Source organism: Pseudomonas abieticivorans (assembly GCF_023509015.1).
In the GTDB taxonomy this organism is placed as follows: domain Bacteria; phylum Pseudomonadota; class Gammaproteobacteria; order Pseudomonadales; family Pseudomonadaceae; genus Aquipseudomonas; species Aquipseudomonas abieticivorans.
Window position 1 is genome coordinate 1,957,958 of sequence record NZ_CP094975.1, and the last position, 13,916, is coordinate 1,971,873.

11 protein-coding genes, 2 tRNA genes and 1 pseudogene are annotated in these 13,916 nt (G+C 61.5%); 4 read left to right on the forward strand and 10 right to left on the reverse strand.

The window, feature by feature from the left end:
- Positions 1–9: 9 nt before the first annotated feature.
- From rplI to rnr, 6 genes are all read right to left on the reverse strand, one after another.
- A complete protein-coding gene (gene rplI, locus L9B60_RS08825) occupies positions 10–456 on the reverse strand; it encodes a 50S ribosomal protein L9 (RefSeq protein WP_004883587.1) in 447 nt (148 codons plus the stop codon).
- A 19-nt stretch (positions 457–475) separates the two neighbouring features.
- Complete coding sequence (locus tag L9B60_RS08830; protein WP_249678110.1) at positions 476–1,366, reverse strand: YybS family protein; 891 nt, start codon at positions 1,364–1,366, stop codon at positions 476–478.
- A gap of 36 nt (positions 1,367–1,402) precedes the next feature.
- Positions 1,403–1,633, reverse strand: a complete 231-nt coding sequence (gene rpsR / locus L9B60_RS08835; RefSeq protein ID WP_008368574.1) for a 30S ribosomal protein S18 — start codon at positions 1,631–1,633, stop codon at positions 1,403–1,405.
- A gap of 28 nt (positions 1,634–1,661) precedes the next feature.
- Positions 1,662–2,087 carry a 30S ribosomal protein S6 gene (rpsF, locus tag L9B60_RS08840; protein ID WP_249678111.1) on the reverse strand — a complete coding sequence of 142 codons (426 nt, stop codon included), beginning with the start codon at positions 2,085–2,087 and terminating at the stop codon, positions 1,662–1,664.
- Positions 2,088–2,375: 288 nt separating this feature from the next.
- On the reverse strand, positions 2,376–3,122 hold the full coding sequence (gene rlmB, locus L9B60_RS08845; RefSeq protein WP_249678112.1) for a 23S rRNA (guanosine(2251)-2'-O)-methyltransferase RlmB: 747 nt from the start codon (positions 3,120–3,122) through the stop codon (positions 2,376–2,378).
- Entirely contained in the window at positions 3,119–5,767 is a 2,649-nt protein-coding gene (gene rnr, locus L9B60_RS08850; RefSeq protein ID WP_249678113.1) for a ribonuclease R, read from the reverse strand. Before rnr ends, rlmB begins: the two co-directional genes overlap by 4 nt.
- Before the next feature lie 227 nt (positions 5,768–5,994).
- Between rnr and L9B60_RS08855 the strand changes: the two genes are divergently transcribed.
- The 4 genes from L9B60_RS08855 (at position 5,995) to L9B60_RS08870 (ending at position 9,105) form a co-directional block, all read left to right on the forward strand.
- A tRNA-Leu gene (locus L9B60_RS08855) sits at positions 5,995–6,081 on the forward strand.
- A 179-nt stretch (positions 6,082–6,260) separates the two neighbouring features.
- Positions 6,261–6,347: transfer RNA gene (locus L9B60_RS08860), tRNA-Leu, on the forward strand.
- 164 nt (positions 6,348–6,511) lie between these two features.
- On the forward strand, positions 6,512–7,537 hold the full coding sequence (locus L9B60_RS08865; protein ID WP_249678114.1) for an extracellular solute-binding protein: 1,026 nt from the start codon (positions 6,512–6,514) through the stop codon (positions 7,535–7,537).
- Positions 7,537–9,105: an ABC transporter permease gene (locus L9B60_RS08870; protein ID WP_249678115.1), complete on the forward strand. Its 1,569-nt coding sequence runs from the start codon at positions 7,537–7,539 to the stop codon at positions 9,103–9,105. Before L9B60_RS08865 ends, L9B60_RS08870 begins: the two co-directional genes overlap by 1 nt.
- A gap of 82 nt (positions 9,106–9,187) precedes the next feature.
- Here L9B60_RS08870 and L9B60_RS30670 read toward each other — a convergent pair whose 3' ends face one another.
- From L9B60_RS30670 to L9B60_RS08885, 4 genes and pseudogenes are all read right to left on the reverse strand, one after another.
- Positions 9,188–10,072: a methyl-accepting chemotaxis protein gene (locus L9B60_RS30670; protein WP_438866133.1), complete on the reverse strand. Its 885-nt coding sequence runs from the start codon at positions 10,070–10,072 to the stop codon at positions 9,188–9,190.
- Positions 10,073–10,093: 21 nt separating this feature from the next.
- A pseudogene (locus L9B60_RS30675) lies at positions 10,094–11,149 on the reverse strand (methyl-accepting chemotaxis protein); the annotation flags it as partial.
- A 112-nt stretch (positions 11,150–11,261) separates the two neighbouring features.
- Positions 11,262–12,554: an adenylosuccinate synthase gene (locus tag L9B60_RS08880; protein WP_249678117.1), complete on the reverse strand. Its 1,293-nt coding sequence runs from the start codon at positions 12,552–12,554 to the stop codon at positions 11,262–11,264.
- A 54-nt stretch (positions 12,555–12,608) separates the two neighbouring features.
- Entirely contained in the window at positions 12,609–13,796 is a 1,188-nt protein-coding gene (locus L9B60_RS08885) for an ATP phosphoribosyltransferase regulatory subunit (protein ID WP_249678118.1), read from the reverse strand.
- Positions 13,797–13,916 lie beyond the last annotated feature (120 nt).

Consider the following 13,916-nt stretch of genomic DNA (forward strand, 5'->3'; position numbering starts at 1 on the left):
GGGTATTACTTAAGCAGCTACAACCACAACGCGAACGGTGGCTTCTACGTCGCTGTGCAGGTGCACGGCTACGTCGAATTCGCCAACATTGCGGATGGTGCCGTTCGGCAGACGAACTTCGGACTTGGCCACTTCAACGCCGGAGGCGGTCAGTGCGTCAGCGATGTCGTGAGTACCGATCGAACCGAACAGCTTGCCTTCGTCGCCAGCGGTGGCAGTGATAGTCACTTCCAGCTCAGCCAGTTGGGCAGCGCGAGTTTCGGCGGATGCTTTCTTGTCAGCAGCCAGTTTTTCCAGCTCGGCACGACGCTCTTCGAACGCAGCCAGGTTGGCAGCGGTCGCAGCGGTAGCTTTGCCGTACGGCAGCAGGTAGTTACGACCGTAGCCGGCCTTAACATTTACCTTGTCGCCCAGGTTGCCCAGGTTGGCGACTTTTTCCAGAAGGATCAGTTGCATGTGAAAATCCTCTTAACTTTTAACCTTCACCGTTCGCGTTATCGGCGTCTTTTGACGCCAAACGACCGCGAAAATCAATCAGGCTGTCGACAATGGCAATAACCACGAGCATCGGATAGATCAGCTGCATAAACAGCAGGAGCGTGACATACATCCCCACCAGCCAGAACCGGCCCAGGCGCTTTTCAGCCACCAGCCCATGGATCAGGGCCAGCCCGGCGAACACCAGCGGTACGCTGCACATCGGCGTCAACATGGCCAACTGGGTACCGAAATTCGGCCCGATCAGCATGCACGCCAGCAGCAACATCGCCGGCCACAGCGGGATGCGAATGGCGCGAAACTCGCGACCAAACCCACCCGGGTTGTACAACAACGCCTGCCAGTAACGGCCCAACATCAGGGCCAGCACACTGAAGGCTTGCAGCAAGGCTGCCATCAGGCCGTTGAGCACCGGTGTAATCAGGGCACCCAGGCGAACTCGCTCTTCTACCGACATCTGTTGGTAGAGCCCATCGAGGAATTTCGGCAAGAGCTTCTGCAGCTCTTGCGACATCGCTTCGATGGGTTCGCGGAACACTTCACCCAGAACCAATCCATACACCAGGCCCAGTACTATGCTGACCAGCAGCACGCGGACCCAGGAGTGGCCGGCGCGCAAAAGCGCTGCCAGCCCCAGCGAACCCAGCAACACCATCAAGATGCGCGGGTCACCGAAGTGCCACCAGACCAAGGCCGGTAACACTGCCCAAGCGAGGACGCCAATGGCGCCACTCATACCGCGCCGCAGGAACACAAGGCAACCTGCGGCAGCACCCAACCAGAACAACAGCGGCAATGCCGCACATCCCGCCACTACAAGAGTGGCTTGCATGCGCCCGCGCATGATGAAATCAGCTATGGCACGCATGCATTCGATCCTTTGCTACTTGTCGACTGCCCGGTCTCAGCGGCCGTGGCTGTCGGTGTAGGCCAGCAGGGCCAGGAAGCGGGCGCGCTTGATAGCGACGGCCAGCTGACGCTGATAACGAGCTTTGGTACCGGTGATACGGCTTGGAACGATTTTGCCGGTTTCGGATACGTAGGCTTTCAGAGTGTTGAGATCTTTGTAATCGATCTCCTTCACGTCTTCAGCGGTGAAGCGGCAGAATTTACGACGACGGAAGAAACGTGCCATGTTATAGGCTCCTCAAGTGGTCCGTGGATTACTCGTCAGCGTTATCGCTGTTGTCGCTGTTGTCGCTGTCATCGCCATCGGCGCTGTCAGAGTGCTCAGGACGGTCGCGACGCTCACGGCGCTCACTGCGGTTCTCTTCAGCCTTGAGCATCTCGGACTGGCCAGTAACGGCTTCGTCGCGACGGATGACCAGGTTACGGATCACGGCATCGTTGTAACGGAAGTTGTCTTCCAGTTCAGCCAGGGCTTTACCGGTGCATTCAACGTTCAGCATCACGTAGTGAGCCTTGTGAACATTGTTGATTGCGTAGGCCAGTTGACGACGGCCCCAATCTTCCAGACGGTGGATTTTGCCGCCGTCTTCTTCGATCAGCTTGGTGTAACGCTCAACCATGCCGCCGACTTGCTCGCTCTGGTCAGGGTGGACCAGAAAGATGATTTCGTAATGACGCATGAATGCTCCTTACGGGTTGTAGCCTGCCGCCAGGGCGGTCAGACAAGGAGTGAATGACACTGTATGTCTTGCTGAGGGGAGGTGTTGGCGATGAACAGCCAGGCACCTGCCGTCGAGGCAAGGGGCGCAATTGTAGAGAAGGGAGGGGGCACAAGCAAGGGGATTGGTGATTATTTGAACAGGTACCCATCAAGACCTGTTGCGCGATATTCCCAGGCTTGCCTGGCCCCACAGGGTGTGGGACCAGGCAAGCCTGGGAAACAGCCACCGCAGATATAAAGCGGACAGTTACTTCTTCAGGCCACGCTGGCGCACGGCTTCGAACAGGCACACACCGGTGGCCACCGACACGTTCAGGCTGCTCACGCTGCCGTGCATCGGCAGCTTGACCAGGTAATCGCAGTGCTCGCGGGTCAGGCGGCGCATGCCCTTGCCTTCGGCGCCCATCACCAGGATGGTCGGGCCGGTCATGTCGTGCTGGTAGACTTCCTGCTCGGCTTCACCGGCAGTGCCCACCACCCACAGGCCGCGCTGCTGGAGTTTTTCCAGGGTGCGCGCCAGGTTGGTCACGGCAACAAGCGGAATCACTTCTGCCGCACCGCAGGCTACTTTTCGTACAGCCGGGGTCAGGGTGGCCGACTTGTCCTTGGGCACGATCACCGCCAGCACGCCCGCAGCATCGGCGGTGCGCAGGCAAGCGCCGAGGTTGTGCGGATCAGTTACGCCATCCAATACCAGCAGCAGTGGCGCACCTTCGGTACGGTCGAGCAGCTCGTCGAGCATCGCCTCGCCCCAGACCTGGCTAGGGCTGACTTCGGCAACCACACCCTGATGCACACCATCAACCCAGGCATCCATCTCGCGGCGCTCGGCCTGGCCGACCGACACACGGCTTTCGGCAGCCAAGGCCAGCAACGGCTGCACGCGAGGGTCGTTGCGACCCTCCGACAGCCAGATCTGCTTGACCCGCTTGGGGTGGTGACGCAACAGCGCTTCCACGGCGTGAACGCCGTAGATTTTTTCCAACTGACTCATGACTTCGCCTTCGGTTTACGCGACCCGGATTTGGACGGGCCCTTACGGTGCTTGGTCGGCGCCTTGCCGGTGTCGCCACGCGGGGCCTCCGACGGCTTACTCGACCGGGCAGGCTTGCCGCCCGCCTTGGCTTCAGCCAACAGCGCTTGCTTCATCTCACGGCTCTTGCGCACTTCGGCGTTTTTCGCCGCGGCGTCGGAAGAGCGATACGCGTCCTTGGACTCCGAAACCTTGCCGGAACTGCGGCGTGCAGCCGGCTTGGCAACGGGTGCTGCTTCGGACTTAACGCTGGCCTTTGCGGCTGCTGCCTTTGGCTTTTCGGTTTCGTAGCTCTTTGGCTTGCCAGCGGCAGGCGCACCGGCCGGGCGGTTCTTGCGGTTGACCGGCGCCGAGGTGGTCTTTTCCGACATCTCGAAGTCGATCTTGCGCTCATCCAGATCCACGCGCATTACGCGCACTTCAACGGTGTCGCCCAGGCGGAAGCTGCGACCGGTGCGCTCGCCCGCCAGACGGTGGTGTACAGGGTCGAAGTGATAGTAGTCGCCCGGCAGCGCGGTGACGTGCACCAGGCCTTCGACGAAAATATCGGTCAGCTCGACGAACAGGCCGAAACCGGTCACGGCGGTGATCACGCCCGGGAAGCTTTCGCCCACGCGGTCTTTCATGAACTCGCACTTGAGCCAGTTGGTCACGTCACGCGTGGCCTCGTCGGCGCGGCGCTCGCTCATGGAGCACTGCTCGCCGAGTTGCTCCAGGCTGTTCTCGTCGTACGGATAGATCCGCGCCTTCGGAATAGTCATGGCACCGGCGCGCTTGACGTGCGGGGTGTCCTGCTTGGAGCGGATCACACTGCGGATGGCGCGGTGGGTGAGCAGGTCCGGGTAACGACGGATCGGCGAGGTGAAGTGGGTGTAGGCCTCGTAGTTCAGGCCGAAGTGGCCCTGGTTGTCCGAGCTATACACCGCCTGGCTCAAGGAGCGCAGCATCACGGTCTGGATCACGTGGAAATCCGGGCGGCCCTGGATGCTTTCCAGCAGCGCGCGGTAATCCTTGGGCGACGGACCGTCCTTGCCTTTGTGCAGCGACAAGCCGAGCTCGCCGAGGAAGGCACGCAGTTTTTCCAGACGCTCTGGCGGCGGGCCATCGTGCACGCGATACAGCGCGGGAATCTCATGCTTCATGAGGAACTCGGCGGTGGCCACGTTGGCCGCCAGCATGCATTCTTCAATCAGCTTGTGCGCGTCGTTGCGCACGGTCGGCTTGATTTCGGCGATCTTGCGCTCGGAACCGAAGACGATACGGGTTTCCTGGGTTTCGAAATCGATGGCGCCACGCACGTGACGGGCACCCAGCAACACCTTGTACAGCGCATACAGCTGCTTGAGGTGCGGCAGCACGTCGCCGAATTCGCCACGCAAGGTCTTGGCCTCGGTGGAGCGCGAATGCTCGAGCATGGTGCTGACTTTGTTGTAGGTCAGGCGCGCATGGGAGTGGATCACCGCTTCGTAGAATTGGTAATCGGTCATCTCGCCCGTTTTGGAGATGGTCATCTCGCAGACCATGGCCAAACGATCGACATTCGGGTTCAGCGAGCACAGGCCGTTGGACAACTCCTCGGGCAGCATCGGAATCACGCGCTCGGGGAAGTACACCGAGTTGCCGCGCACCTGGGCTTCTTCGTCCAGGGCCGAACCGAGCTTCACGTAGCTGGACACGTCGGCGATGGCCACGTAGAGCTTCCAGCCGCCATTGAACAGGCGCAGCTTGCTCTTGGCTTCGCAGTAGACTGCGTCATCGAAGTCGCGGGCGTCTTCGCCGTCGATGGTGACGAACGGCAAGTGGCGCAAGTCAATGCGGTTGGCCTTGTCTTTCTCTTCGACCTGCGGCTTGAGCTTGGCAGCTTCCTTGAGCACCGCTTCGGGCCACACGTGCGGAATGTCGTAAGTGCGCAACGCGACGTCGATTTCCATGCCCGGCGCCATATAGTTGCCGACCACTTCGACCACATCACCCTGCGGCTGGAAGCGCGGGGTTGGCCAATGGGTGATCTTCACTTCGACGAACTGGCCAACCTTGGCCCCGGCATTGCGGCCCGGCGTGATCAGCACTTCCTGCTGCACCTTGGGGTTGTCCGGGGTGACGAAGCCAATGCCGCCTTCTTCGAAATAGCGACCTACGATGGTCTCGTGACCACGGGACACCACTTCGACGATCACGCCTTCGCGGCGACCGCGACGGTCCAGGCCGGAAACGCGCGCCAGGGCACGGTCACCGTCGAACACCAGGCGCATTTGCGCAGGGCTCATGAACAGGTCATCGCTGCCGTCGTCCGGGATCAGGAAGCCGAAGCCGTCGCGGTGGCCGCTGATGCGACCCGCGATCAGGTCAAGCTTGTCGACCGGCGCATAGGTGCCACGGCGGGTGTAGATCAGTTGCGCGTCGCGCTCCATGGCACGCAGGCGGCGGCGCAGGGCCTCCAACTGGTCCTCGGTAGTGAGCCCGAACTCTTCCACAAGCTGCTCGCGGCTGGCTGGGGAGCCACGCTCGTCAAGGTGCTTGAGGATCAGCTCACGGCTGGGAATAGGGTTTTCATATTTTTCCGCTTCACGAGCGGCCTCGGGATCGAGGGTCTGCCAATCGGCCATTAGAGAGAATTCACCTTGTCTATATAAGGGTTAGTTTGGCATACGCGTATTGAAACGGGAAATTTCAGGGCGATGCTTCCCTGCTTTTTCTGCTCATCAGACGTAAAAACCACGCCTTTGAATCACCGCGTCGTAAAAAACAATTATTTTTCACAACAGGGGTTTACAGGTGAAAACACGCTCCGTATAGTGCGCGCCATCGACGACACAACGGTGTTGAAGATGCTGCCCAGATGGTGAAATTGGTAGACACGCCAGCTTCAGGTGCTGGTGACCTTACGGTCGTGGAAGTTCGAGTCTTCTTCTGGGCACCAATTCAAGGCATGAGATTACATCAATCTTGAGCCTCTCACAAAAACCCGCGAAAGCGGGTTTTTGCGTTTGCAGCCCTTGAAAAACCAGCGATAATAAAATTATCGGCAGGGGCTTTACAGATCAAAATGTCGTCCGTATAGTGCGCACCACAACGACGGACAACACTGTCGATGTAGCTGCCCAGATGGTGAAATTGGTAGACACGCCAGCTTCAGGTGCTGGTGACCTTACGGTCGTGGAAGTTCGAGTCTTCTTCTGGGCACCAATTCAGATTCACAGATCACACGGTCTTTGAATTCTCACAAAAACCCGCGAAAGCGGGTTTTTGCGTTTCTGCCCCTCTAAAATCCGCATCCAAGTCTCAATTGAGAACCCCTTTCGTTTATAATTCTTCAACATTTTGAAGTACATGAGCGAGGAAACTCTCCAATGTCGATGCGTAAAACCTTGGCAGCGAACCCGTTGCTCCGTGGCCTGGCCCTTTCCATCATGGGCCTGGTACTGGCAACCCCACTCGCCCAGGCGGCCGATCCCGTGTCCCTGACCCTGTACAACGGCCAGCACAAGGAAATCGGCGAAGCCATCGCCAAGGCCTACGAGGCCAAGACCGGTATCCATATCAATGTGCGCAAGGGCAGCAGCAACCAGCTGGCCAGCCAGGTGATCGAGGAAGGCGACCGCTCCCCTGCCGACGTCATCTATACCGAAGAGTCGCCGCCGCTCAATAACCTCGGCGAGCTGGGCCTGCTGGCCAAGATTGACGATGCCACCCTGAACATGCTGCCCGCCGACTACGTGGCCAAGAACAATACCTGGATGGGTGTGACTGCCCGCGTACGCGTGGTGGCCTTCAACCCGAAACTGATCGCCGAAAAAGACCTACCCAAGTCGGTGATGGACTTCGCCCAGCCCCAGTGGCAAGGCAAAGTCGGCTTCGTACCCACCAGCGGTGCATTCCAGGAGCAGGCCGTGGCCATCATCAAGCTGCATGGTCGTGACGCTGCCGAAGAATGGCTGACCGGCCTGCGCGCCTTCGGCAAGACCTACACCAATAACATGGTTGCCCTGAAGGCCGTGGAAAACGGCGAAGTGGCTGCCGTGCTGGTGAACAACTACTACTGGTTTGCCCTGAAAAAAGAAAAAGGCCAACTGGACTCCCAACTGCACTACTTCAAAGGTGGCGACGTCGGCAGCCTGGTCACCATCTCCAGCGCAGCGGCACTCAAGTCCAGCAAGCACCCCAAGGAAGCCCAAGCGCTGCTGAACTGGATGGCCAGCGAAGAAGGCCAGCGCGTGATCACCAACACCACGGCCGAATACCCGTTGCACAAGGGCATGGAATCGAACCGCGGCCTGAAGCCGTTCAGCGAGCTGGAGCCACCGAAAGTGACCCCTGCGGACCTGGGCAACGCCGAGGAAGCCCTGGAAATGGAACGTGATGTCGGCCTGAACTGATGAACACCCCACTACCCGTCACCCTGCTGAAGAACAGCTACGTACCCAAGCGCAAACGACCCTCGATCTGGGTGGTATTGCCCGTGCTGTTTTTGGTGGCCCTGAGCCTGTTGCCGCTGCTGTATGTGGGCATCAAGGCTTGGGACGCCGGCTGGCAACTGGCCTGGCACCTGTTGTGGCGGCCGTACGTGCTGCGCTTGATGATCAACACGCTGCTATTGATGTGCGGCGTGACGGTTGCCTGCGCGGTGGTCGGGCTGTCGCTGGCCTGGTTGCTGGAGCGCAGCAACCTGGCCGGGCGACGGGTGTGGGGGGTGATCCTGTGCCTGCCGTTCGCGGTGCCGGCCTTTGTCAGCGGCTTTACCTGGGTTTCCCTGAGCCCGCGCTTCGAAGGCCTGGGCGGGGCGATCCTGGTGATGACCCTGTCAAAGTACCCGCTGATCTTTCTGCCAGTGGCCGCCACCCTGCGCAACCTCGACAATTCAGTTGAAGAGGCGGCGCGTACCTTGGGGCAGAATCGCTGGGGGGTGTTCTTTCGCATCACCCTGCCGATGCTCTGGCCATCGATTTTGGGCGGCAGCCTGTTGATCGCCCTGCACATGCTGGTGGAGTTCGGCGCGCTGTCGATCCTGGGCCTACAGACCTTCACCACGGCGATCTACCAACAGTTCGAACTGGAGTTCAGCAACGCCAACGCGGCGATGCTCTCGGCGGTCTTGCTATTTATGTGCTTATTGCTGCTGTGGCTGGAGTTGCGCGTGCGCGGCACCAGCCGCCATGTGCGGATTGGCCAGGGCGTGGCACGTCGCGCACCGGTGGTGCGCCTTGGGGCGCTGGGCCCGCTTGGCCAGTTCTACTGCCTGGCGCTGGCGGTGCTAGGCAGCGGCATACCCCTGGCCATGCTGGGCTATTGGCTGGTCAAGGGTAGCTCCGCCGCCTTTCCGGTCGCCGCCATCAGCCAGGCCTTGCTGTCTTCGCTGTCACTGGCACTCGGTGGCGCCGCGCTGTGCCTGGCACTGGCATTGCCAGTGGGCCTTTTGGTGGTTCGCTACAAGGGCCGGCTGGCCATTTGGGCCGAGCGCCTGCCGTACCTGCTGCACGCCCTGCCCGGCCTGGTGATCGCCCTGACCCTGGTGTTTTTCGCCCTGCACTACGTGCCAGTCATGTACCAGACCACCGGGTTGTTATTGCTGGCCTACGCGCTGCTGTTTCTGCCACTGGCCCAAGCACCCGTGCGCACGGCATTGAACAAGGCCTCGCCGCAGCTTGAAGAGGCCGCTCGCACGCTGGGTGCGTCGTCGTTCGGCGCGTTTTGCCGGGTGACCCTGCCGATCATCTTCCCGGCGCTGGCGGCAGCGTTTGCCTTGGTGTTCCTGGATGCCATGAAGGAGTTGACCGCCACCCTGCTGCTCAGCCCGACCGGGATGAGCACCTTGGCGACCGAGGTGTGGGCCCACACGGCAAACATGGAGTTCGCGGCGGCGGCGCCTTATGCAGCGTTGCTGATTCTAATATCGGGGTTGCCGGTTTATTTGCTGACTACGCGGATGTATTTGAATCGGGGGTGACCTTTTTGCGGATAAATCCGCTCCTACAGGCATACCCATCACCCCGTAGGAGCGGATTCATCCGCGAAGGCCGCACCGCCATTCACGCCCGGAACTGCCCCAAGCTAGCCTTCAATTGCGCCGCCAGGCCATCCAGCACCTGCCCGCTGGCCGTCGTCGCGGATACCACTTTCGCCGCTTTCTCCGCCTGGGCATGGATGTTCTCCACCCGCCCCTTCACCGCCTGCGCACCGCTGGCCTGGTGCTCGGCAGCACGGGTCGCCAGGCCAATGGCGCTGTGCACCTGCTCCACGGACGCCTGTACCGTTTGCTGCAACTTGGCGCTGTCACGCAACACCAATAAACCCTCGCTGGCCTGGCGCCCCGCCTGGCTGATGGCTGCAACCGCCTCCTTGGCACCTGCCTGCAGCGCGCCGATGTGCGCCTGAATGTCGCCGGTCGAACTCTGCGTTTTACTCGCCAGGGCGCGCACCTCATCCGCCACCACGGCAAAGCCACGCCCGGTCTCACCCGCCCTGGCAGCTTCGATTGCCGCGTTCAACGCCAACAGGTTGGTCTGCTCGGCAATACCATGGATCACCGTCAGCACCACTTCGATCTGCTGGCTCTGCTCGGCCAACCGCTCGATCACCTTGGAGCCGGTCTGCACCTGCCCGGCCAGCGCCTCGATCAAGCCCCCGACCTGGGCCGAGGCCTTGGTGTTGGCATCAGTGGCCTGACGGATCTCAGCCACTTGCTGCAATGCCGACTGCATGGCGTGGCTTTCGGCCTGCGCCTCGTCAGCCATGGTCGACAAGGCCTGCAGGCTGGCCGCAACCTCGTCGCGCTGCAACTCTGCCGCGGCGCTGGCGCCGGCATTGCGCTGGGTCATGGCGCCTATTTCAACGCCCGTGCGCTGGGCCACCTCCCCCGCTTCACGCACGATGGGCTGCAACTTATCCACAAAGCGGTTCACGGCAGACGCCATGTCGCCGATCTCGTCGTTGCTATTGAGCTGGATGCGCTTGGTGAGGTCGCCTTCGCCCGCTGCCAGATCGTCCAGCGCACGGATCAGCAACAACAATTTACTGACCACGCGCCGGCCCAGCACCACGGCCAGCATCAGCAACACCCCTAGGCCAACGATCGCCAAGCCCACACCGATGCGCCAGCGCAGGGTATCAGCGGCTTGCTGCACGCTGCGCGAGGTGTTCGCCTGCATGGCGGACGCGCTGGTTTGCGCCGCCTGCAGACGCGACTTCAAGGCCTTTGAACTGTCTGCCGAAGCGCCCATCAGGCTGTCGCCCACCAACTGGTCGCCACTGGCGATCAGCGCGGCGAAACGCTTGTCCAACGCGGCCAGCTCGGCCTCGACACCCGCCGTGGAAACGCCCATCAGCACTTTGCCGATCTCCGCGCCGTTAGGGCTGATGGGGGCTTCGACGTAGTACACCGACGGATCGTTCTTGGCCGCGCTCAATACCTTGTCCAAGGGCCGCTCACCCTCGCCCTTGGCCAAAAGCGCCTGGTTGATGGGGTTTTCGCGGTTCAAGTAGCGGGTCAGGTGTTGGCCCTGAGCATCGTCGTAGATCACGAACAGCACGTTGGGGTTACGCTGCGCCTGCCGGGCGAACTCGGACAGTGTCGGCACGTCGTTGTCCCACATGGCCCGCGGTGCCACCGAGGCCAGCAGATTGGCCATGTCGTTGGCCGAGTCCTTCAGGTCCTGCTCCAGGGTCTTGCGCAACTGCGCCTGCTCTTCTTCCAGGCGCGAAGACAAACCGGCAGTCAATCGCTGACGGGTACTGGCCGAAAGGGTGTCCAGGCCTGAGGTGACCTCGTGGCTGGCCTGATCCAGCTCATTGCCCAGTTTTTGACTGTCGGCACTCAAGCTGATGCCCAGGTCGGTCTCCAGGGCGGCGACAGTGCTCCGAGTCAGAGCGACGGCGACCAGCACCTGCACCAAAAGGGCAATGCCGAGGGCGATGAACACGGGGCGCAACAAACGGCTGCGCAAAAGCGAAAGTACGGCCGACACTGGGAATCCCCTGTTTTTTGACGCCATTATAGTGATGGCACTTCACAAGAGATAATCACAGCAAACCGCATGCCGTACAGCAGGCAGAAACGACAAAGGGCCCCATGAGGGCCCTTTGCTGTATTACATCAACGGCTTATCAAGCAAACGGATGACGCAGCACGATGGTTTCGTTGCGGTCCGGGCCCGTCGAGATAATGTCGATCGGCGCACCGACCAGCTCTTCGACGCGCTTGATGTAGGCGCGAGCGTTGGCAGGCAGCTCTTCCAGGGTCTTGGCGCCCAGGGTCGACTCGCTCCAGCCTGGCATCTGCTCGTACACTGGTTCCAGGCCAATGTAGCTGTCGGCATCGGTCGGTGCTTCGATGACCGCGCCGTCGGCATTTTTGTAGCCAACGCAGATGTTGATGGTTTCCAGGCCGTCCAACACGTCCAGCTTGGTCAGGCACAAGCCCGAGATGCTGTTGACGTCGATGGCGCGGCGCAGGATGACGGCATCGAACCAGCCGCAACGACGGGCACGACCGGTGGTGGCACCAAACTCGTGGCCACGCTTGGCCAGGAACGCGCCAACGTCGTCGAACAGTTCGGTAGGGAACGGGCCCGAACCCACGCGAGTGGTGTAGGCCTTGGTGATGCCCAGGATGTAGTCCAGGAACATCGGACCTACGCCCGAACCCGTGGCGATACCGCCCGCAGTGGTGTTGGAGCTGGTCACGTACGGGTAGGTACCGTGGTCGATGTCCAGCAAGGAACCTTGGGCACCTTCGAACATGATGTCTTTGCCAGCGCGACGCAGGGCGTGCAGCTCGGCGGTGACGTCGAGCATCATCGGCTTGAGCAGCTCGGCGTATTCCATGCACTCGTCCAGGGTTTTCTGGAAGTCGATGGCCGGCTCTTTGTAGTAGTTCACCAGGACGAAGTTGTGGTAGTCCAGCAACTCGCCCAGCTTGGCGGCGAAACGCTCGCGGTGGAACAGGTCACCGATGCGCAGGCCGCGACGAGCGACCTTGTCTTCGTACGCCGGGCCGATGCCACGGCCGGTGGTGCCGATCTTGAACTCGCCGCGGGCTTTTTCGCGCGCTTGGTCCAGGGCAACGTGGTAAGACAGGATCAGCGGGCAGGAAGGGCTGATGCGCAGGCGCTCGCGCACCGGTACGCCTTTCTCTTCCAGCTTGACGATTTCACGCAGCAGGGCGTCCGGTGCAACCACCACGCCGTTGCCGATCAGGCACTGCACGCCTTCGCGCAGCACGCCCGAAGGGATCAGGTGCAGCACGGTTTTCTCGCCGTCGATGACCAGCGTGTGGCCAGCGTTGTGGCCACCCTGGTAGCGCACTACGGCGGCAGCATGTTCGGTCAGCAGATCAACGATCTTGCCTTTGCCCTCATCACCCCATTGGGTGCCCAGGACTACGACATTCTTACCCATAACACTTGTCCTCATTCGCGCAAACTTGGTGCCGGCGGCGGCCGGCAAGGAAACTCAAGAAGCCAGCGGCAGTACCTGCCACAGCCCGTTCTGCTGAATCAATTGGCGGTCGCAATCGGCCTCTTGGGCCGCGCTCAACGCCTGGCCAGGCAGGGCCTGAACCACGCGCTGGCCTTCACGACGCAACTGGCAGACCTGCTGCCAGAGTGCCGCGTCGGTGCTGTCCGGCATCCAGATGCCACCGCTCGGCAGTTCCACTTCGGCCCGACCCAGGGTAACCAGGGTCTTGAGGTCCGTGGAAAACCCCGTGGCCGGGCGCGCACGACCGAAGTCGGCGCCGATGTCGTCGTAGCGACCGCCCTGGGCGATCGACTGGCCGACACCCGGCACGAACACGGCGAACACCACACCGGTGTGGTAGTGGTAGCCGCGCAACTCGCCCAGGTCGAAATACAACGGCAGCTCAGGGAAGCGCGCCGCCAGGCGATCGGCGATCGCCTGCAGGTCGTCCAGCGCTGCAATCACTGGCGCCGGGGCGTTGGCCAGGCGCACGCGCGCCTCGGCGAACACTTCGGCGCCACCGCACAGTTCGACCAATGAACGCAGCATGCCAGCGAGGTCCGCAGGCAGCCCTTCGGTCAGGGTGATCACTTCATCGATCGCCTTGCGTTGCAGGGCGTCGAACAACTGTTGCTCCACGTCGCCCGACAAACCGGCAGCGCGGGCCAGGCCGCGGTAGATACCCACGTGGCCCAGGTCCATGTGTACATCCGGCACATCGGCCAATTGAAGCATAGCCAGCATCAGGCTGATCACTTCAACATCGCTGCTCGGGCTTGCATCGCCGTACAACTCGGCGCCCAGCTGGATCGGGCTGCGCGAGGACGACAAGGCCCGTGGCTGCGCATGCAGCACGCTGCCGGCGTAGCACAGGCGGCTCGGCCCTTCGCGACGCAAGGTGTGCGCATCGATGCGCGCGACCTGCGGGGTGATGTCTGCACGAAAGCCCATCTGCCGGCCCGATTGCGGGTCGATGACCTTGAAGGTGCGCAAATCCAGATCCTGGCCCGCGCCGGTCAGCAGCGACTCCAGGTATTCGATATGCGGGGTGACGACGAACTCATAGCCCCAGCTCTGGAACAGATCCAACACCTGACGACGCGCCACTTCGATGCGCGCAGCCTCAGGTGGCAGTACTTCTTCGATGCCATCTGGCAGCAGCCAGCGGTCTACCGTTGCCATTACGCCTTTCCCCTGTGATCCGGGCGGCAGGCCCTGCGGCCAGCCTTGAGTGAAGCAGATAGCGGCGGGCACCGTGGCGGTCATGTTGTGACCACCCTGCCCTCTGATGCCGATATCCTC